At 34.7% G+C, this 19,396-nt stretch carries 16 protein-coding genes and 3 tRNA genes; 17 read left to right on the top strand and 2 right to left on the bottom strand.

Features of this window, described 5'->3' with window-relative positions:
* Positions 1-27 precede the first annotated feature (27 nt).
* On the top strand, positions 28-624 hold the full coding sequence (locus tag D0817_RS20945) for an NAD(P)H-dependent oxidoreductase (RefSeq protein ID WP_127340303.1): 597 nt from the start codon (positions 28-30) through the stop codon (positions 622-624).
* Positions 625-778: 154 nt separating this feature from the next.
* Entirely contained in the window at positions 779-1,630 is an 852-nt protein-coding gene (locus D0817_RS20940) for a nuclear transport factor 2 family protein (RefSeq protein ID WP_127340302.1), read from the top strand.
* Between the two features lie 52 nt (positions 1,631-1,682).
* Here D0817_RS20940 and rnhB read toward each other — a convergent pair whose 3' ends face one another.
* Positions 1,683-2,342, bottom strand: a complete 660-nt coding sequence (rnhB, locus tag D0817_RS20935; protein WP_127340301.1) for a ribonuclease HII — start codon at positions 2,340-2,342, stop codon at positions 1,683-1,685.
* Positions 2,343-2,701: 359 nt separating this feature from the next.
* Between rnhB and D0817_RS20930 the strand changes: the two genes are divergently transcribed.
* The 7 genes from D0817_RS20930 (at position 2,702) to D0817_RS20900 (ending at position 13,190) form a co-directional block, all read left to right on the top strand.
* On the top strand, positions 2,702-5,839 hold the full coding sequence (locus tag D0817_RS20930) for a SusC/RagA family TonB-linked outer membrane protein (protein ID WP_127340300.1): 3,138 nt from the start codon (positions 2,702-2,704) through the stop codon (positions 5,837-5,839).
* Positions 5,840-5,850: 11 nt separating this feature from the next.
* A complete protein-coding gene (locus D0817_RS20925) occupies positions 5,851-7,284 on the top strand; it encodes a RagB/SusD family nutrient uptake outer membrane protein (protein WP_127340299.1) in 1,434 nt (477 codons plus the stop codon).
* 271 nt (positions 7,285-7,555) lie between these two features.
* On the top strand, positions 7,556-9,526 hold the full coding sequence (locus D0817_RS20920) for a putative porin (protein WP_127340298.1): 1,971 nt from the start codon (positions 7,556-7,558) through the stop codon (positions 9,524-9,526).
* A 48-nt stretch (positions 9,527-9,574) separates the two neighbouring features.
* Positions 9,575-10,936 carry a pyridoxal-phosphate dependent enzyme gene (locus D0817_RS20915; protein WP_127340297.1) on the top strand — a complete coding sequence of 454 codons (1,362 nt, stop codon included), beginning with the start codon at positions 9,575-9,577 and terminating at the stop codon, positions 10,934-10,936.
* A gap of 83 nt (positions 10,937-11,019) precedes the next feature.
* Positions 11,020-11,502, top strand: a complete 483-nt coding sequence (locus D0817_RS20910; protein ID WP_127340296.1) for a 3'-5' exonuclease — start codon at positions 11,020-11,022, stop codon at positions 11,500-11,502.
* A gap of 78 nt (positions 11,503-11,580) precedes the next feature.
* The gene (locus D0817_RS20905) at positions 11,581-12,852 is read left to right on the top strand and encodes a DUF2851 family protein (protein WP_127340295.1); all 1,272 of its coding nucleotides are present in this window, start codon (positions 11,581-11,583) and stop codon (positions 12,850-12,852) included.
* A 110-nt stretch (positions 12,853-12,962) separates the two neighbouring features.
* Positions 12,963-13,190 (top strand): PspC family transcriptional regulator, encoded by a 228-nt coding sequence (locus D0817_RS20900; RefSeq protein WP_035659873.1) that lies wholly within the window; start codon positions 12,963-12,965, stop codon positions 13,188-13,190.
* 56 nt (positions 13,191-13,246) lie between these two features.
* On the opposite strand, the gene D0817_RS20895 is transcribed toward D0817_RS20900, so the two are convergent.
* Positions 13,247-14,713 carry an APC family permease gene (locus D0817_RS20895; protein WP_127340294.1) on the bottom strand — a complete coding sequence of 489 codons (1,467 nt, stop codon included), beginning with the start codon at positions 14,711-14,713 and terminating at the stop codon, positions 13,247-13,249.
* A 267-nt stretch (positions 14,714-14,980) separates the two neighbouring features.
* Between D0817_RS20895 and D0817_RS20890 the strand changes: the two genes are divergently transcribed.
* From D0817_RS20890 to D0817_RS20855, 8 genes are all read left to right on the top strand, one after another.
* Positions 14,981-15,886, top strand: coding sequence for a ComEA family DNA-binding protein (locus D0817_RS20890; protein WP_127340293.1), 906 nt, complete (start codon positions 14,981-14,983; stop codon positions 15,884-15,886).
* A 15-nt stretch (positions 15,887-15,901) separates the two neighbouring features.
* Positions 15,902-17,044: an acyl-CoA dehydrogenase family protein gene (locus tag D0817_RS20885; RefSeq protein ID WP_127340292.1), complete on the top strand. Its 1,143-nt coding sequence runs from the start codon at positions 15,902-15,904 to the stop codon at positions 17,042-17,044.
* A 211-nt stretch (positions 17,045-17,255) separates the two neighbouring features.
* Positions 17,256-17,450, top strand: a complete 195-nt coding sequence (gene rpsU / locus D0817_RS20880) for a 30S ribosomal protein S21 (RefSeq protein ID WP_026985791.1) — start codon at positions 17,256-17,258, stop codon at positions 17,448-17,450.
* 162 nt (positions 17,451-17,612) lie between these two features.
* Positions 17,613-18,506, top strand: coding sequence for a tyrosine-type recombinase/integrase (locus D0817_RS20875; protein WP_127340291.1), 894 nt, complete (start codon positions 17,613-17,615; stop codon positions 18,504-18,506).
* A 33-nt stretch (positions 18,507-18,539) separates the two neighbouring features.
* A complete protein-coding gene (gene hpf, locus D0817_RS20870; protein WP_127340290.1) occupies positions 18,540-18,842 on the top strand; it encodes a ribosome hibernation-promoting factor, HPF/YfiA family in 303 nt (100 codons plus the stop codon).
* Positions 18,843-18,932: 90 nt separating this feature from the next.
* A tRNA-Thr gene (locus D0817_RS20865) sits at positions 18,933-19,006 on the top strand.
* A gap of 124 nt (positions 19,007-19,130) precedes the next feature.
* Positions 19,131-19,211 (top strand) — tRNA-Tyr (locus D0817_RS20860).
* An 83-nt stretch (positions 19,212-19,294) separates the two neighbouring features.
* A tRNA-Thr gene (locus D0817_RS20855) sits at positions 19,295-19,366 on the top strand.
* Positions 19,367-19,396: the final 30 nt, after the last annotated feature.

Below are 19,396 nucleotides of genomic sequence, written 5' to 3'. Positions count from 1 at the left end.
TCCTGTTAATCTTTAAAACATAAGAACATGAAAAATTTAATCATTTATGCACATCCCAATTCAGGCAGTTTAAATCATTTCTTTAAACAAACTATTTTAGAAAATCTTCAGGAATCGAATCAGGAAATTGAGGTTCGTGATTTGTATGAGATCAATTTTAATCCGGTTCTTTCTTTAAATGACATGAGCGGACAACGAATGGGAAAAGTGGCTGATGAAGTAAAAACAGAACAGGATTTTATTACCTGGGCAGACCGGATTATTTTTGTGTACCCAATTTGGTGGACCGGCATGCCGGCTATCATGAAAGGGTATATCGATCGTGTTTTTAGTTACGGATTTGCATATCGATACGATCAGGGTATTCAGAAAGGTTTGTTGACAGGAAAAAAAGCGATTATTGTAAATTCCCACGGAAAATCCAATGCAGAATATGAAGCAATGGGCATGGATAAAGCTTTGGCTTTGACCTCAGATACCGGTATTTTTAAGTATTGCGGTTTCGAAATTGAACAGCACTTTTATTTCGATAAAGCCGACAGCGCTTCTGCTGAATCTATCGAAGACTGGAAAGATCAAATAGAGATGGCTTTTAATTTCAGCGATGAAGCATCTGTTGTATAAAAAAGAGTTTAGAAAGATAAAAATAATTTTTTATAAGCCGGAGTTTTAAAGTCATGGACAAATTCAGGAAGTGTTGCTGTTATGTAATGTTTTTATGTTAAATTTGGTTGTATGCTTTTAATGGCAGTTTTAACTGAATATAAACTAACGACTTATGAGAAAAATCTACTTCCTTTATTTCCTTTTAATGCTTAATAGTCTTTTTGCTCAAAAGAAAGATAAATTAAATCCGATTGCGGTTTATGAAAAAGCATGGCAAGAGCACAATAGTGATGCAAGGTTAAAATTAATCAGGACAATCTGGCTGGACGACAGTACTTTCGAAGATCCTTCGGCTTCTGTAAAGGGAACAGCCGCATTCAATAATGTGATAAATGAATTTTATAAAAAGTATCCCGATGCAGTATTAACATCTGGTGCAAAAGTTGTCAAAGACAATTATGTAAGCTGGGACTGGAAAATTCTGGATTCAAAAAGTAAACTGATAATGTCCGGTCGTGATTTTGCCAGGTTAAACGGAAAAGGTCAGGTGAGTAAAATTATCGGCTTTTGGAACCCTGAAGCGACACTGTCGGAAGCTGATATTTTAAAAAATCTTGAAACTGAAAATTTGAAAGTGGTTGCGAAATATTATGAAAGTCTCTTTAAGACCAGGGATTTCACGACAATCGCCACCTTAATTGAGCCGGGTGCTATTTATTACCAGGCAGAGGGATTACCATACGGAGGAACTTTTACAGGTTTTGAGGAATGGACTAAAATGTATGCCAAATCAGCTGAATTTTTTGAATTGCAGATAGAAAAGGAGCCTGTTTATTTTAGTGATGCTTCCAAAAACGAAATAATTATTTATTTTACCATAAAGGCCAAAGCGAAAAAGTCAGGTAAAACACTTTTACTGCCAATTTCGGAGCATGTTGATTTGAAAGACGGAAAAATTACCGCAATACGGCCCTTTTATTATGATACAAAACAATTTGCCGAATTCCTGAAAAGTAAAAAATAATAAATCAGTAGAAAACAAAAAAGACTTATCCACTCGATAAGTCTTTTTGTTTTTATAAGTCTAAGCTCAGTTGTTCGGGAAGAAGCCTGAAGCTCATGCGATGGTATTTGGTCGGGCCGTATTTTTTAATGGCTTCACGATGTTCTTTGGTCGGATACCCTTTGTTTCTTTTCCAGTTATACATCGGGAATTCTTCGTGAATCTGGTTCATGTAGGAGTCCCGATACGTTTTTGCTAAAACAGAAGCCGCGGCAATACTGAGGAATTTAGAATCCCCTTTGATGATACTCTGGCTCGGAATTGATTTTAATAATTCTATTTCGATTGCAGAAAATTGTTTTCCAAAAGTATTTTTCAAACCTAGTTTTGCATTTATCGCACGATTACCATCCACAATAATAAATTCAGGTTTCTGATTTAATTTCAGGATACATTCGTGCATTCCCTTCATGGAAGCGTTTAGGATATTTATTTCATCAATTTCATCCGGGTGCAAATGTGTAACGGCGAAACAAATTGCATGTTGTTCAATAATTGGTTTTAATTGTTCCCTGATTTTTTCGGACAATTGTTTGCTGTCGTTTAGAAATTCATTGTCAAAATCAGCTGGTAAAATGACAGCCGCAGCAGTAACCGGACCAGCTAAACAGCCTCTTCCGGCTTCATCAGTCCCGGTTTCAAAAACGAATCCTGAGAAATTTCTTTCAAGCATATTTATAATAAGTAATTAAAGTTACAAATATCAGAATAGTTTTTAAAATGAGTATTGCTTTTACCAATATTTTAAATTGAGGGGTTTATTTTGAGTTTTATATAAATTGAGCTTAATTTTTTTAAAACATAGATAATTATGCAATGAACCTGTTAAATTCTGTTAAAATTTTGTTGTAAGGATATAATATTTTTTTGGTAGTTTTTTTAAGAATAACACATGTTTAGGGCTGAAAAAATACAAATATCAATCAAGTGTTAAGCTTACATTAAAAAAAAATAACTTTAACAGTAGAAAATGTTTGTTATTTTAAGAAATAATTAAGAAGTTTGCTAGATACTAATTCAAAATAAATTCAAATGAAATTAAAATTACAATGGATCTATACACTCTTAGTAGTGTTGTCTGTGCAGTTTTCTTTTGCACAAGAACGAGTTATTACCGGAGTTGTTTCTGGTGATGCAGGAGTTATTCCAGGAGTAAACGTTGTTGTCAAGGGAGCAAAAACCAGTGCTCAAACAGATTTTGACGGAAGTTATTCTATTAAAGCAAAAACAGGAGACGTTCTTGTGTTCTCTTACGTAGGTATGTTGGATTTGACTGCTACAGTTGGAACGGCATCTACATTAAATGTTACATTAAATGAATCTCAAAAAACATTAGATGAAGTAGTAGTTGTTGCTTACGGTAAACAAAAAGCAAAAGCAATTGTTGGTTCGATCTCTACAATAGGTTCAGAGGTACTACAAACGCAACAAACTTCAAGTGTTTTGACTGCTTTGCAAGGTAGTGTAGCGGGTGTTAACATTATTTCTGCAGGAGGTATGCCAGGAGAAAACCCGGTGATTCGTATTAGAGGGGTAGGTTCTATTAATGGTTCTAATGACCCGTTAATTGTATTAGACGGAGCTCCTTTTGGCGGTAACTTAAATACAATCAGTTCTGACCAAATTGAAACAATTACTGTTTTAAAAGATGCCTCTTCAACAGCGTTATACGGTTCAAGAGCATCAAATGGTGTAATTTTGATTACAACAAAAAGAGGAAAATTGAATTCTGCACCAAGAGTTAGTTTTACCACACAAGTTGGTTTTGCTGACAATGCGGTTAAATTGCATGAGATGGTAGGTTCAGATGAGTACGTGAAACTGAATTGGGAGGCCTTAAGAAATACAAATCAGTATGTTAACAATCAGGCTCCTGCACTTGCAGGTACAAATGCGTCAAACGCATTAGTTTCCAGATTAGGATATAATCCATACACAGTAGCTCAGCCTGTGGATGCGAACGGAAATTTAGTTACTACGAACAAAAAGTGGGAGACGAATTGGGAAAAAGAAATCTTAAATGATGCTGCCGTTAGAAAAGAACATACAATGTCTGTTTCCGGAGGTAGTGATAATACGAAGTATTTCTTTACTTCTAATTATTTGGGTCAGGAAGGAAATGTTAAGACTTCAAAATTCGAACGTATTACTACACGTTTAAGTCTTGATTCAAAGGTAAATGATTGGTTTAGAGTTGGAGGAACGATGTTTTACTCGACTTCTAATCAAAATTTCCCTTCACAAAGTGGTTCAAGTTTTCAAAGTGCTATTCAGTTTATTTACACAATTCCATCCATTTATCCTGTATACAGAAGAGATGGTAATGGTGATTTAGTTGCTGATGGTAAGGGACAACCTATTTTTGATTACGGAGGAGGAGTACCGGGTCAGGCTGTAAATGGAACAAGACCACAATTGAATAATGAGAATGCTTACGGGTCATTGTATAAATACAAAACATCTTACAAGCGTGATAATTATACTGCAAATGCTTACGCGGAAATTACACTGGCTAAAGATTTGACTTTTAAAACAAACTTTGCTTATGATAAATATTTATATGATTATTATAATTATGCCAGTAATGAAGTGGGTTATGCATCAAGTGTTGGAGGTAGAATTAGTCAGGACAGAGATGTTACAACTGCTAGTACTATAACTAATAGTTTGAATTATAAGAAATCTTTTGGAGATCATAACTTCTCTGCAGATGTACTTCAGGAAGCTTATCAATATAAAATTGATGCATTCGGAGCACAGGGAGAGAAATTTTTACCGGGTGTTACATGGCTAAGCGGAAGAACAAACCCTACAGATGTAACAGGAACTATAGACGAAGAGAGAATCTCAAGTTATTTAGCACGTTTGGCTTATAACTACAAAGAAAAATATTTTGTTGAAGGATCTTACAGAAGTGACGGTTCGTCAAGATTTGAGCAAGGCGAGAGATGGGGAGGTTTTTATTCAGTAGGAGGATCGTGGTTAGTCTCTGAAGAAAATTTCTTAAAAGATAATGCAATACTGAGCGAATTAAAACTAAGAGCGTCTTATGGAGAATTAGGTAATAATAAAACCCGAGACGTTAATGGAGATACTTATTTCCCGACGAAACAATTATTTTTGACAGGATATAACGAAGGGGACAATTCCGGAGTTGTTCTGGGTGATGCTGTAGATTTAATTCTTTCCTGGGAGAAAACCGCTTCTACTGACATAGGGGTAGATTTCGGTTTGTTTAACAATAGAATAACAGGAACCGTTGATTATTACAACAAAAAATCAGTTGATTTACTTTACAGAAGACCTTTGACAAATTCAACAGGTTTTTTTAATGGTGTAATAACCAACGTTGGAGCTCTTAGAAATTACGGATGGGAATTTGCGTTAAGTTCTAAAAACTTCAATACACCAAACTTTGTTTGGACAACCAGTTTGAATTTTACTTTTGCTAAAAACGAAATTGCTGAATTGACGCAGTCAAGTTTTACTAGTGGAAATAAAAGATGGGAAGTGGGTAAATCTTTATTTGATTTCTATATGCAGGAATGGGCAGGTGTAGATCCGGCTACAGGTTATGGAATGTGGTATAAAGATGTCTTAGGAGCTGATGGGAAGCCAACAGGAGCAAGAGAGACTACCAAAACATATGCTCAGGCTACAAGATATTATGCAGATAAATCATCTTTACCGGATGTAACAGGTGGTTTTACCAACTATTTCAGATACAAAAATATTGATATGAACATTTTGTTCAACTTTAGTTTTGGAGCGTATGTATATGATAGTACATATGCAGGGTTAATGGAAGGATATAAATCTTCCGGTAGAGCAGTATCTACAGATATTGAAAACCGTTGGCAAAAACCTGGGGATGTTACAGATGTTCCTTTATTACTGGCTTCTAACAATGATTTTAATACGCAATCAACTCGTTTCTTGTATAAAAATGATTATGTTAGGCTTAAAGCATTAAACTTTGGATATAATTTTCCAACAACATTAATTGAAAAAGTAAAACTTACTAAATTAAGATTATATTTTCAGGGAGATAATTTGGTGACCTTCCAATCTCATAAAGGAATCGATCCTGAGCAAGATTTTAATGGAGCTACAGATAGCAGATCTTATAATTTGAGAGTAATTTCTTTCGGTCTTAATTTAGAATTTTAAAAGATATATATATGAAAAATTTAATTTCAAAAATTTTCATTGCCATCATGGCATTGTTTATAATGGTAGGTTGTAGTCAGGAATTTCTTGAGGAACCCAAACCAACATCGGGTGTTAGTGAGGAAGTGGTTTTTGGCTCAAGAGAAGGTGTTGAGTCTTTTATCTCGGGAATTACCAGACAATTTAGAGGTCAGTTTACAAGCACAGATGCTGCTGGTCTTAACTCTATCTTTTTTGCACGTAGTGTGAAAGGAAATGATTTAATTCAGGAGAATACCTGGTTTAACTTTGACTATGCCAATGATAACCGTGAGCCAACCTATAGAAGAACAACGTTCACCTGGAACTATTGTTTCTATATGATCAATCAGGCAAATGTTTTAATTGCTGGTGTTGAGAAAAGTACTGCGCTGGCTCCAGCCGATAAAATAGAATTAGCTGCTAACGGTTACGCGTTAAGAGCTTTTTTCTACCACCAGTTAGTGATGGAATTTGCTCCAACATATTCTGCAGATGTAAATTTCTCTGCACCGCCTATTTATACAGTTAGTTCTAAAGAAGGACAGCCAATGTCTACGGTTGGAGAAGTTTATAAATTAATTGTAGATGATTTGACAAAAGCTGTGGCCGGGTTAACAGAAGACCGTTTGGGTAAATCGTACATCAATAAAGCAGTTGCAAACGCAATGTTAGCTCAGGTGTATCAGGTAATGGGCAACTGGACTGGTGCACAAGCAGCAGCTAACGCGGCTTATGGAGGTGATCCTGAAGCAGTATTAGATGCAGCAAGCTACCGTTCCGGATTTGATGATGTTGAGAATGTGGAATGGATTTGGGGTAGTGCACAAAGATCAGATCAGTCTAACTACTACTATAATGCACCGGCTTCTATGACAGATCACCTGACTACGTCATATTCTGCTACTTATATCAACAGAGATTTTGTTGCTTTGTTTTCTGCAACTGATGTTAGAGCTTATTTCCAGAAAAAAAGTGCCTCTATCACAAATCTTAACGATTACAGATATTGGATTACTCGTAAATTTACTTTTACCTTTGAAGGAGATAATGCTATTTTCAGAACTCCTGAAATGATCTTGATTGAAGCGGAAGCAAAAGCAAGATTAAATGATTTTACCGGAGCGCATGATTTACTTTTTGCTTTACAACAAGACAGAGATGTAAATGCTGTTAGATCTACAAATACAGGAGCTGCACTTATAGAAGAAATCTTAGTAGAAAGAAGAAAAGAACTTTATGCTGAAAATGGTGTAGAGTGGTTTGATGCAAAACGTCTAAGAAGAGGGATTACCAGAACAGGTAATCACAGAGTTGGAGCTGCTGCTAATTTAACAGCAGATGACAAGAAATTTTTCTTAAAAATTCCTCAGGCTGAAATTGATTCTAACCCATTTATTGAGGATGCTGTAAATGCAAACAGATAAATAATAACATAATTTTTTTTAAAAGCCGGGCTTGATGTACTTCAAGCCCGGTTTTTTTTTGGAGTTACCCCAGCTCATTCAGATTGTTTTTTGAAAAATTGTTTGGGAATATTTTAAAATATTTCAACAGTGTCTGTCGTTTGCTTTATAAGTGTCTGTTTTTCTCTGCTTTCTTTACGCTGCAAAGGTATAATATGTTTTTTTATACGTTTTTATCTTTTACCTTTGCTCAGTAAATTTTTGCCGAAATAATTATATATAAAGTGATCACATGAGAATATTCTTTTTTTTATATCTATTAGTAGTGCCTGCCGTATTGTTTTCTCAGGAAAAAAATACTCCTAAAAGCAATTTGGATATGAATACAAAATATTCAAGTATTACCGATACCCTTAAAAAGAAAAAAGCCAAAATTGCGACCATCGACCAATATCAGACTATTACCCTGGAGCATGATACCACTTATGCCGATACCTCATTAACCTTAAAAAGTGCTTACAAGCAAAATTACCTCAGAAAGGATAATTTCGGACTTTTGCCTTTTTCGAATATCGGGCAGACCTATAATACGTTACAATACAGTTTAACCGATTTTTCACCTTATCCCGAATTAGGTTTTAAAGGGAAACATTTCAATTTTCTGGAAGCAAATCAGATTCCATATTATTCTGCGGCAACTCCTTTTACAGAACTGTTTTTTAATACAACAATCAATAAAGGGCAAAACGTAGATTCGTTTATTACGCTAAATACTTCCAAAAACCTTAATTTCTCGATGGCCTACAGAGGGTTGCGTTCAGAGGGAGATTACATCAATCAGTTGGCAAGTACAGGGAATTTCAGATTTACCACAAGCTATTTTACGACTGATATGAGATATGTTTTAAAAGCACATTATACCTATCAGGATATTTTAAATGAAGAAAATGGCGGGATTACAACACCCGAAGATTTCGAAAGCGGCAATAAGGATTTTAACAATCGCCAGCGATTACAGGTTTATTTAACAGATGCTAAATCCTTTTTAAAAGGAAGACGTTTGTTCTTTGACCATGCTTTCAGGATTAACCCAAAAGAAGGAAACAATAATTTGTACGTGACACATCAGTTCAATTATGAAAACAAATTTTATGAATACAATCAGGCCACTGTAACTTCTACTGTGGATAACCAGTCTGTAAACCGATTCGGAAATTCGTATGTAACTAATGGAATAAACGATCAGACGCATTTCGAAAAATTGTACAACAAAGCCGGTCTTGCCTATGGGAATTCACTTTTAGGGAAATTCAATTTCTTTATTGACGATTACAGATCGAACTACGAATACAACAGGGTCATACTTGATGCAAACGGACTTGTTGCCATCCCGAATAATCTTTACAGGCAGATCAATAATGTTGGAGGACAGTATGAATACCAGAAAAACAAATGGAATGGCCGATTTTTATATTCCAGATCCATCACCAATCAGTCACTGTCTGATTTAGATGCGAAATTAAGGTATACTTTGAATGATAAAATCAAATTTGACTTCAGATACCAGAACATTAATAAACTGCCTAATAATAATTACAATTTATACCAAAGTAGTTTTATAAAATACAACTGGTCGAATAACTTCAAAAATGAAAAAATAAATTCAATTAGTGCCAATGTTTTTACTCCCTGGTTAAATGCTGAAGTTCAATATTCGGTTTTAAAAGATCATTTGTATTTTGAAGATGTTTCCAATCCCGCAGAAATTGCGGCTCAGACACAAATTGTAAATCCCGCCCAGTATGGTAATGCCATCAATTATTTGTCTTTAAAAGCCAGCCGTGAGTTCAAATTTGGGCCTTTTGCATTAGATAACACGCTATTGTATCAAAAAGTAGATCAGTCGGATTTAATTTTAAATGTTCCTGATTTTGTAACCAGAAATACATTTTATTACTCCAGTTATTTTTTCAAGAAAGCACTATACATTCAGACCGGAATTACATTCAATTATTTCACTGAATATTATGGTAACTCCTATAATCCGGTTGTTGGGGAATTTTTTGTTCAGGATGACAAGAAAATAGGGAATTATGCCAACTTTGATTTCTTTGTTAACGCCAGAATTCGCCAGACCAGATTTTATTTAAAAGCAGAACACTTTAATGCTGCTTTTGCACAAAATAATTATTACTCAGCTCCTGATAATCCATATCGCGATTTTACGATCCGATTTGGTTTAGTTTGGAATTTCTTCCAATAAAAAACAGGACCTGTTTCAATTTTAAACCAAATTTTAAATTCAAATAAAATGGACTTTTCAAAAAATATTTTAGAAACAATTGGTAATACGCCATTAGTAAAACTCAACAAGATTGTTGCTGAAATTGATGCGTTGGTATTGGCAAAAGTCGAAACTTTTAATCCCGGAAATTCTGTAAAAGACAGAATGGCCGTAAAGATGATTGAAGATGCTGAAGCAGATGGCCGTTTACAGCCGGGAGGAACTATTATTGAAGGTACTTCCGGAAATACAGGAATGGGATTGGCGCTTGTAGCCATCATCAAAGGATATAAATTGATTTGTGTAATATCAGATAAGCAGTCGAAAGAAAAAATGGATATTCTTCGTGCTGTTGGCGCAAAAGTGGTAGTTTGCCCTACAGATGTTGAGCCAACTGATCCGCGTTCTTATTACTCGGTTTCAAAGCGCCTGGCTTTGGAAACACCAAATTCATGGTATGTAAACCAATACGATAATATGTCCAATTCTTTGGCGCATTATGAGCAGACAGGACCTGAAATCTGGAAACAGACAGACGGAAAAATCACTCATTTCGTAGTAGGTGTCGGAACAGGAGGAACAATTTCGGGAGTTGGAAAATACTTAAAAGAGAAAAACCCAAACATTAAAATATGGGGAATAGATACGTATGGTTCCGTTTTTAAAAAATACCACGAAACCGGAATTTTTGATGAAAACGAAATCTACTCGTATATCACCGAAGGAATCGGGGAAGATATTTTACCTAAAAATGTTGACTTTTCTTTAATCGACGGATTTACAAAAGTAACCGATAAGGATGCAGCAGTTTATACCAGAAAAATTGCACTGGAAGAAGCTATTTTTGTGGGGAATTCTGCCGGAGCCTGCATAAAAGGATTGTTACAGCTTAAAGAACACTTTAAGCCTGAGGATGTGGTTGTGGTTCTTTTCCACGATTCAGGAAGCCGCTATGTAGGTAAAATGTTCAATGATGACTGGATGCGTGAACGTGGCTTTTTGGAAGAAAACATAACAAAAGCAGAAGACGTCATCAAAGACCATATCGATAAGGAATTAATTGTCGTACGTACCGAAGAATTGGTTTCGCATGCCATTGAGCGTATGCGTAAGTATAAAATCTCGCAAATTCCTGTGGTAGATATTACCGGATTTGTAGGTTCTGTTGATGAGACAGATTTGTTCAGAAGTTATGTGGCGGATAAAAATGTAGCCGAAAAACCGATTAAGGAAGTAATGGGCAAACCTTTTCCTATTGTGAAGATGGGAACACCAATTGAGGAGGTTTCCAAATTATTCACCAAAGAAAATGATGCTGTCCTGATCGAATTGGAAAACGGCAATCACCATATTATAACTAAATATGATATCATTGGATCGATAAAATAAGATACAATTAATAAAGGAGTAATCCATAAATCTAATCCTGCAAATTAGATTTATGGATTTTTTAGCTTAAAGATAAAAAAGACATGAATTTTACAGCCATAGATTTTGAAACGGCAACAGCCTACCATCCCTGTTCTGTCGGAATTGTTACCGTAGAAAACGGAATCATTACAGATGAATTTGTTACCTTAATAAAACCACCCAATAACGAATACAATCCCTTCACGATTCGCGTGCATGGAATCTATCCGCGTGATACGGTAAATGCAAAGTCATTTTTACAGGTTTATCCGGAGATAGAAAAAAGATTAAGAAACAAAGTTGTTGTAGCGCATAATGAAAGCTTTGATCGTAATGTCTTAATCAAATCAATGGCGCTTCATGGGCTGCAATATGAAGATTTGAATATTGCCTCAAAATGGGAATGTACAGTCAAAATTTACAAAGCAAAGGGATTAAAACCTACCAAGCTGAGTGATTGCTGTCGTGAAATGAACATTGTGCTGAACCACCACGAAGCGCTTTCTGATGCCCGCGCCTGTGCCAAATTATATCTGCTGCAATAATTTAAACAAATAAATTTGTAGGATTAATATTATTTTATTTATTTTTAAACTTTTAGAAATTAATATAAAAGTTTAAAGATGAAAGAAGACTTTCTCCATTATCTGTGGAAGTTTAAAAAGTTTGAGACGCTGCACCTGAAGACGACGCAAAACGAGCCGGTCACCATTATCAGAACGGGGGACTATTTAGAATCTTCAGGACCTGATTTTTTTAATGCTCAAATTATAATCGGAAATCAGAAGTGGGCAGGAAATGTCGAAATTCATTTAAAATCATCCGATTGGTACATTCATGGCCATGAAAGGGATGTGGCATATGAAAATGTGATTTTGCATGTAGTGTGGGAACATGATACGGAGATTTTTAGAGGAAATAATACTGAAATCCCGGTTTTGGTTTTGAGGGATTACATTTCGGCCGAAATAATAAATAACTATAATTCGTTAGTCGCACCAAAATCATGGATATCTTGTGAAAAGCAGATAGCTGGTATAGATGAATTTGTTTTTAAAAACTGGCAGGAACGATTATTTTTTGAACGATTAGAACGCAAATCCAAATTTATTTTAGATGTACTGCAGGAAACAAGTCAGGATTGGGAAGCTGTTTTGTTTTGTTTATTGGCGAAGAATTTTGGTTTAAATACAAATGGAAATACCTTTTTACAAATAGCCCGATCAATCCCATTTTCAATCATCAGAAAAGAAAGTTTTGAAAAAGAAAATCTGGAAGCTTTACTTTTTGGCAGTTCCGGTTTATTAGATCCGGAAAAAGAAGATGTTTATTTTATGGATTTGAAAATCAGGTATTTTTATCTTTCAAATAAATATCAGTTAATAAAAACTTACACAGATCCGCTGGAGTTTTTTAAACACCGGCCGGATAATTTTCCAACGATCAGACTTGCTCAATTAGCAGCTTTATACCATAAACACCAAAATTTATTTTCTAAGATAATCGAATTAAAATCGGTTGGAAAAGTCTATGAATTGCTGACGGTTTCAGCTGGGCCATACTGGCAGAACCATTATCAGTTTGACAAGGAAAGCCGTAAAAAGCCAAAAGTATTATCAAAGGCATTTATAGATTTAATAATTCTCAACACTGTTATTCCGCTTCAGTTTGCTTATGCTCAAAAAAGAGGAGAACTTATTTTTGAAAATTTAATTGATTTTATGAAAGAAGCAGCCCCGGAGAAAAACTCAATCATCGATAAATTTGCCTCTTTCGGATTGACTTCGAAAAGCGCTTTTGACACACAAGTTTTATTACAGCTCAAAAACGAATATTGCAATCAAAAAGCCTGTCTGAAATGCGCCGTTGGAATAGAATTGTTAAAGAACAAATAGTTAATTAGGAAATTTGATCATTAGAAAATTAGATAATTTAGTACTTTTGCTTTAAATCTGAGATTCAAAACAGGTATTTAATATCCAACATCCAACATCTAACTTCCATTATGTCTGCAATTATAAAACTAAAATTCTTTTTTGAAAAATACGGTTTTCATGTATCCTCCAGGTTAGCAGATAAACTGGGTATGCGTGTAACAAGTGTAAGATTGTTTTTTATTTATATTTCATTTGTAACCGTAGGTTTAGGGTTTGGAGTTTATTTAACCTTAGCTTTTTGGATTCGGTTAAAGGATTTAATCAGGGCCAAGCGAACTTCTGTTTTTGATTTATAAAAAAAAAAACTCCAAATATGAAAATTTGGAGTTTTTTATGCGGTAATAAAAAATGATTACTCAGTATCTTTAAGATTCAGTTTTGATCTTTTTTTGCTGTATCCAAAATAAACAAGGATACCAATCGCGAGCCATCCAAGTGAAAGTAACTGAGCATCTAAGCTTAAGTTAATCATTAGATAAGTATTGATCGAAATACCACAAACAGCAATTATAGGTAAAGCAGGAACTTTAAAAGTTCGGGTTAATTGAGGTTGTTTTACTCTTAGGATCCAAACCGCAATACAAACCATTGTAAAGGCAAATAAAGTACCGAAACTAGTCATATCGGCTAATTTATTAATTGGTGTAAAAGCAGCAACTACAGCGATAATACCACCTAAAATCATTAGGTTCGTTTTTGGAGTTCCTGAAAGTGGATTTACCTTTGAGAATACAGCAGGAATTAATCCGTCTTTAGACATTCCAAGAAAAATTCTTGACTGTCCCATAATCATTACCATCAATACCGATACAAGACCAATAGTTGCAGCAATTGTGATTATAAAACCTGCCCAGCCTTGTCCGGCAATATCAAAAGCATATGCAACAGGAGCTTTAATCGCTTCAGGGTATTGCCCCAGTGGGTTAAAATCTTTATAGTTCATCATTCCTGTTAATACTAATGAAACAAGAATGTATAGTGTAGTACAAATTAATAAAGAAGCAATAATAGCAAAAGGAACATCCTTTTTAGGATTAATAGCTTCTCCGGCTTGTGTAGAAACAGCATCAAAACCTACATAAGCAAAGAAAATTGCTGCAGCTCCTGATACAACTCCGCCTATTCCGTAAGCATTGTGTGTAGTTTCTTTTTCAATAATCTGAGTAGCAGCCGGAATAAATGGGTGCCAGTTAGCAGTATCAATAAAGAAAAGACCTGCAATAATTACAAATATTACGGCAGAAACTTTAAGAATAACAATCATGTTGTTTGCTTTCGCTGCACTTTTTGTTCCTCTGATAAGTAATGAAATAACTAAAATAACGATACAAAAAGCCGGCAGGTTCATAGAAAAACCTTCTCCGGAGTAACTTGCAGGGTCAGTTGTCAGCCATTCAGGGAGATGAATATGAAACATTTTGAGCAGCTTATTAAAGTATCCGGACCAGGAGACCGCTACTGTCATGGATCCCATTGCGTACTCAAGAATAAGTCCCCAACCAATAATCCATGCAAAAATTTCTCCAATTGTACCATAAGCATATGCATACGCAGAGCCTTCAACAGGTAAAATAGAGGCAAACTCAGAATAACAAAGAGCTGCAAAAACACAGGCAATACCTGCAATAATGAAAGAAAGTGCTAACGCAGGACCAGCATGATAATAAGCTCCGGTACCTGTAAGAACAAAAATTCCTCCACCAATAATGGCACCAACTCCAATGGCAGTTAGGCTCCATTTTCCCAGAACCCTTTTTAAATCACTTTTTTTCATATCCGCTTCAAAAGCAGATATTGGTTTAACTCGCATAATTGACATACTATAATAGTGGTTTATTGTTATTAAGTTCCAAATGTATTGTTTTTTATAAAAAATAAAAACAATTATATAATTTTAAGTTATAAAATGTTTAAGATTTATATTTAATAAGGAAAAACTAACAGCTATTACTAGAATTCGGGAATCACTTTTTGAAATAACAGCAAAGCTCAAAAAGTGTTAAAAATAAATTTATGTTATTTTTCTTAATAAATTTGTATTTTTTTGACTTAATTTAGAATTTCGAACGGTCAAAAATATTTAGAAATGAGTTTTAAATCGATACAGCTATATTTTAAGTTTACAAAACAACAACGAATTGGAATTTTTATGCTTTTTGCAATAATTATAGTGTTGCAGGCGATCTATTTTTTTTGCAATTTTAAGGCAGCCGAAAAATATTCTCCTGAAAAAGAAAAATGGATGGCGGTTCAGAGCGAAATCGATTCTCTGAAAAAAGAAAAATATAAAAACAAACCGCAAGTCTATCTATTCAATCCGAATTTTATATCAGATTATAAAGGGTATAAACTCGGAATGTCGGTTGCAGAAATTGACAGGTTGATTGCCTTTCGAAAAGAAAACAAATATATAAGTTCGGCAGAAGAATTTCAGCAGGTTACAAAAATTTCAGATTCATTATTAAAAGCTATTTCACCTCTTTTTAAATTTCCGGAATGGGTAAACAATAAAAAAGCGATAGTATACGATAAAAAGGATTATAAAGGATATGAAAAGCACAAAAGCGAACCTTTCGCCAGAAAGGAGAAAAAAGTTTTAAAAGATATAAATCTGGCCACTCAGGAGGATTTAGTTAAAATATTTGGCGTTGGTGAAGCCCTGTCATTACGGATTTTAAAACAAAAAGAAATTTTAGGAGGTTTTGTCTCAATGGAACAGCTGAATGACGTTTGGGGACTTTCTCCGGAAGTCCTGTATGAATTAAATGCCAATTTCAGGATTTACTCCCTTCCTGATTTTAAAAAAATACCAATAAACGAGGCGTCTTTAAAAGAATTATCCCAGTTTAGTTATTTTAAATACGGACTGGCAAAACAAATCATTACATATCGAAGTATGAACGGAGATTTTAAAAATATTGAGGATTTAGCAAAAATTAAAGGTTTTCCTGTTGATAAAGCAAAAATAATTAGTTTATATTTGGAGTTCTAAAAAAAACTGACTACAATGAATTTTGATTATAACGAAACACAGTCGATGATTGCACAATCGATAAAGGAATTTGCAGAAAAAAATATCAGACCCAATATAATGGAATGGGACGAAGCGCAGACCTTTCCGGTTCCCTTATTTAAAAAATTAGGAGAAATGGGATATATGGGAGTGTTGGTACCGGAAGAATATGGAGGAAGTGGCCTAGGATATCACGAATACATAACAGTGGTTGAAGAAATTTCGAAAGTGGATCCTTCTATCGGGTTATCAGTTGCAGCACATAATTCATTATGTACAAATCATATCCTGACTTTTGGAAATGCAGAACAAAAGAAAAAATGGTTGCCAAAACTGGCAACTGCAGAATTTATTGGTGCCTGGGGTTTGACAGAACATAATACAGGTTCTGATGCCGGCGGAATGAATACAACTGCTGTAAAGGATGGTGATTTTTGGGTAGTAAATGGAGCTAAGAATTTTATCACACATGCTATTTCAGGTGATGTTGCAGTTGTCATTGTACGAACGGGAGAAAAAGGAGACTCGAAAGGAATGACAGCCTTCGTTTTTGAAAAAGGAATGCCCGGATTTACATCAGGCAAAAAAGAAAATAAATTAGGAATGCGGGCCAGTGAAACAGCCGAATTGGTTTTTGACAATTGTCGTGTTCCCGATGCCAACAGGTTAGGAGAAGTAGGGCAGGGCTTTGTTCAGGCTATGAAGATATTAGATGGAGGGCGAATTTCTATTGGTGCCTTGTCATTAGGGATTGCAAAAGGAGCTTATGAAGCCGCATTAAAATATTCAAAGGAAAGGTATCAGTTTGGGCAGCCTATTAGCAGTTTTCAGGGGATATCTTTTAAACTGGCAGACATGGCAACAGAAATTGAGGCTTCGGAATTGTTATTGCATAAAGCGGCCTTCCTGAAACAAGAACATAGACCTGTTACTACGTTAGGGGCTATGGCTAAAATGTACGCATCAGAAGTTTGTGTAAAAGTAGCCAACGAGGCAGTACAGATTCATGGCGGCTACGGATATACAAAAGACTTTCCTGTGGAGAAATTTTACCGTGATTCCAAATTATGTACCATAGGGGAGGGAACGACAGAAATTCAGAAATTAGTTATATCCAGGAATTTACTGAAAGAGTAAAGAGTAAAGAATATGGAATATAGAAAAAAGAAGATAGAATAAAGAGTAGAGAATCAAGAGTATAATATAGAATATAGAGTAAAAAATTTAGGATGAAATCTATACTCTTTATTCGATATTCTTTTTTCTTAAAAATAATTCATAATTCATAACTCATAATTCAAAATTAATATATACTTTTGCACCCTTAACGAGAGGAGGTGTCTATATTATGTTAATTATACCAATTAAAGACGGAGAAAATATCGATAGAGCATTAAAGCGCTATAAAAGAAAATTTGATAAAACAGGAACTGTTCGTCAACTAAGAGCACGTACTGCTTTTATTAAGCCTTCTGTTATCAAAAGAGCTCAAATTCAAAAAGCGGCTTACATTCAAAACATGAGAGATGGTTTAGAAAGTTAGTATTAGCCTTTTAAAAATAATTACCGTTAGTCATCAAAAAGTTTTAACTTTGATGCTAACGGTTTTTTTTGCGCTCAATTTTTTACGTTTTTGTGATTTTAGTGTTTTGAAGGCCGTATTTGGTAAATAGGTGTTTGCATTATATATAAGTATAAAATTCTTATGAAGACAAATAAAGAAGCGTTTCGGGATTATCTTCAGTTGGAGAAAAAATATTCTCCTCATACGGTTAATGCTTACTTAAATGATATTTTGTTTTTTGAATTGTTCAATAAAACTCATTTTGAACAGGAAAATATAGATCAGGTTAATTACAGTCAGATTAGGAGCTGGATTGTCTCTTTAGTGGATCAGGATATTTCTAATGTTTCCGTAAACAGGAAAATGGCTTCTTTGAAAGCGTATTACAAATTTCTTTTAAAAATCAGGCAAATCGAAATAAATCCAATGCTAAAGCATAAGGCTTTAAAAACGCCTAAGATTATTCAGATTCCGTTTTCTGAAAAAGAACTTACGGATTTGATAGAGGAGGTAAGTGATCCGGTAGGTTTTGAAGAAATACGCGATAAGCTGATTGTTGATTTGTTTTACACAACAGGAATGCGAAGAGCGGAGCTGATACATTTAATGATGTATAATGTTGATTTATCGTCGAATGTAATTAAGGTTTTAGGGAAGAGGAATAAGGAGCGTATAATTCCGATTCTTCCGGTTATTGTGGCGCAGTTTAAATTGTATCTAAGTGAAAGAGTTTCTGTTGCGAAAATCGTCGATGAAGATTATTTTTTTATTTCGAAAAAAGGATTAAAATTAAGTGAATCTTTTGTGTATCGATTAATTAATTCTTACTTTAGTAAAGTCTCTGAAAAGGTAAAAAAAAGTCCCCATGTCCTCAGGCATACTTTTGCGACTCATTTACTGAATAACGGAGCAGATTTAAATTCAGTTAAAGAATTATTAGGACATTCCAGCCTGGCTTCAACACAGGTTTATACTCATAATAGTTTGGCAGAACTTAAAAAAGTATACGTTAAGGCCCATCCAAGGAATAAGTAGTAATTCTTAATGTTTAACCCTAAAATTTATATTATGAAGGTAGATGTTCATGCAGTTAACTTTACTGTTGACAGAAAGTTGGTAGATTTTATTCAGGAAAGAATGGATAAATTGGAAAAATACTACGATCGTGTGGTTTCGGCAGATGTTTTTTTAAAAGTGGAAAGAACTAGTGATAAGGAGAATAAAGCAGTGGAGATAAAGATTAATGTTCCTGGGGATGATTTTTTGGTAAAAAAGCAGTGTAAAACTTTTGAAGAAGCGGTAGAACTTTCGGCAGAATCTTTAGAACGTTTACTGGTAAAAAGGAAAGAAAAAATAAGAACACACATATAATTAAAATTTTTTTCAAAAAATGTTTTGATTCAAAGATAAAATAGCTACATTTGCAGTCCGTTAGAAATAGCGGACTTTTTTAATGTTATTGCCAGCGTAGCTCAGTTGGCTAGAGCAGCTGATTTGTAATCAGCAGGTCGTGGGTTCGAGTCCCTCCGCCGGCTCAGAAAAAGGTTTCAAATGCGATTTGAAACAGGTTCTTTAAAATTATGGAATAAACAAATTTGGATTTTCTGATTTGGTTTTAGATTCTTCTAAAAACTTACATCAAAAAATCTAATATTGTCCGGGGAGATACTCAAGCGGCCAACGAGGGCAGACTGTAAATCTGCTGTGTGAACTTCGCAGGTTCGAATCCTGCTCTCCCCACAAAATGAATTTTAGATTATGTTTTTCAGGTTTTGATTTGAATAAATCAAAATACTGATTAAGACTCTTAAATCAAGGATTCTGCCGGTGTAGCTCAGGGGTAGAGTGCTTCCTTGGTAAGGAAGAGGTCTCGGGTTCAATTCCCGACATTGGCTCAAGTAAGTAGGAAATTGAAAATTAATATA

The sequence above is a fragment of the Flavobacterium cupreum genome (assembly GCF_003996965.1).
In the GTDB taxonomy this organism is placed as follows: Bacteria; Bacteroidota; Bacteroidia; order Flavobacteriales; family Flavobacteriaceae; genus Flavobacterium; species Flavobacterium cupreum.
Note: the sequence above shows the minus strand (reverse complement) of the source record. Positions and strands in the feature narration are given on the sequence as shown.

Excerpts from the sequence above, each read along its gene's own strand:
- D0817_RS20890 (WP_127340293.1), top strand. The coding sequence starts at position 14,981 with ATGAGTTTTAAATCGATACAGCTATATTTTAAGTTTACAAAACAACAA.
- D0817_RS20940 (WP_127340302.1), top strand. The coding sequence starts at position 779 with ATGAGAAAAATCTACTTCCTTTATTTCCTTTTAATGCTTAATAGTCTT.
- D0817_RS20905 (WP_127340295.1), top strand. The coding sequence starts at position 11,581 with ATGAAAGAAGACTTTCTCCATTATCTGTGGAAGTTTAAAAAGTTTGAG.
- D0817_RS20915 (WP_127340297.1), top strand. The coding sequence starts at position 9,575 with ATGGACTTTTCAAAAAATATTTTAGAAACAATTGGTAATACGCCATTA.
- D0817_RS20925 (WP_127340299.1), top strand. The coding sequence starts at position 5,851 with ATGAAAAATTTAATTTCAAAAATTTTCATTGCCATCATGGCATTGTTT.
- D0817_RS20920 (WP_127340298.1), top strand. The coding sequence starts at position 7,556 with ATGAGAATATTCTTTTTTTTATATCTATTAGTAGTGCCTGCCGTATTG.
- D0817_RS20885 (WP_127340292.1), top strand. The coding sequence starts at position 15,902 with ATGAATTTTGATTATAACGAAACACAGTCGATGATTGCACAATCGATA.
- D0817_RS20875 (WP_127340291.1), top strand. The coding sequence starts at position 17,613 with ATGAAGACAAATAAAGAAGCGTTTCGGGATTATCTTCAGTTGGAGAAA.
- D0817_RS20910 (WP_127340296.1), top strand. The coding sequence starts at position 11,020 with ATGAATTTTACAGCCATAGATTTTGAAACGGCAACAGCCTACCATCCC.
- D0817_RS20900 (WP_035659873.1), top strand. The coding sequence starts at position 12,963 with ATGTCTGCAATTATAAAACTAAAATTCTTTTTTGAAAAATACGGTTTT.
- D0817_RS20945 (WP_127340303.1), top strand. The coding sequence starts at position 28 with ATGAAAAATTTAATCATTTATGCACATCCCAATTCAGGCAGTTTAAAT.
- hpf (WP_127340290.1), top strand. The coding sequence starts at position 18,540 with ATGAAGGTAGATGTTCATGCAGTTAACTTTACTGTTGACAGAAAGTTG.
- rnhB (WP_127340301.1), bottom strand. The coding sequence starts at position 2,342 with ATGCTTGAAAGAAATTTCTCAGGATTCGTTTTTGAAACCGGGACTGAT.
- rpsU (WP_026985791.1), top strand. The coding sequence starts at position 17,256 with ATGTTAATTATACCAATTAAAGACGGAGAAAATATCGATAGAGCATTA.
- D0817_RS20930 (WP_127340300.1), top strand. The coding sequence starts at position 2,702 with ATGAAATTAAAATTACAATGGATCTATACACTCTTAGTAGTGTTGTCT.
- D0817_RS20895 (WP_127340294.1), bottom strand. The coding sequence starts at position 14,713 with ATGTCAATTATGCGAGTTAAACCAATATCTGCTTTTGAAGCGGATATG.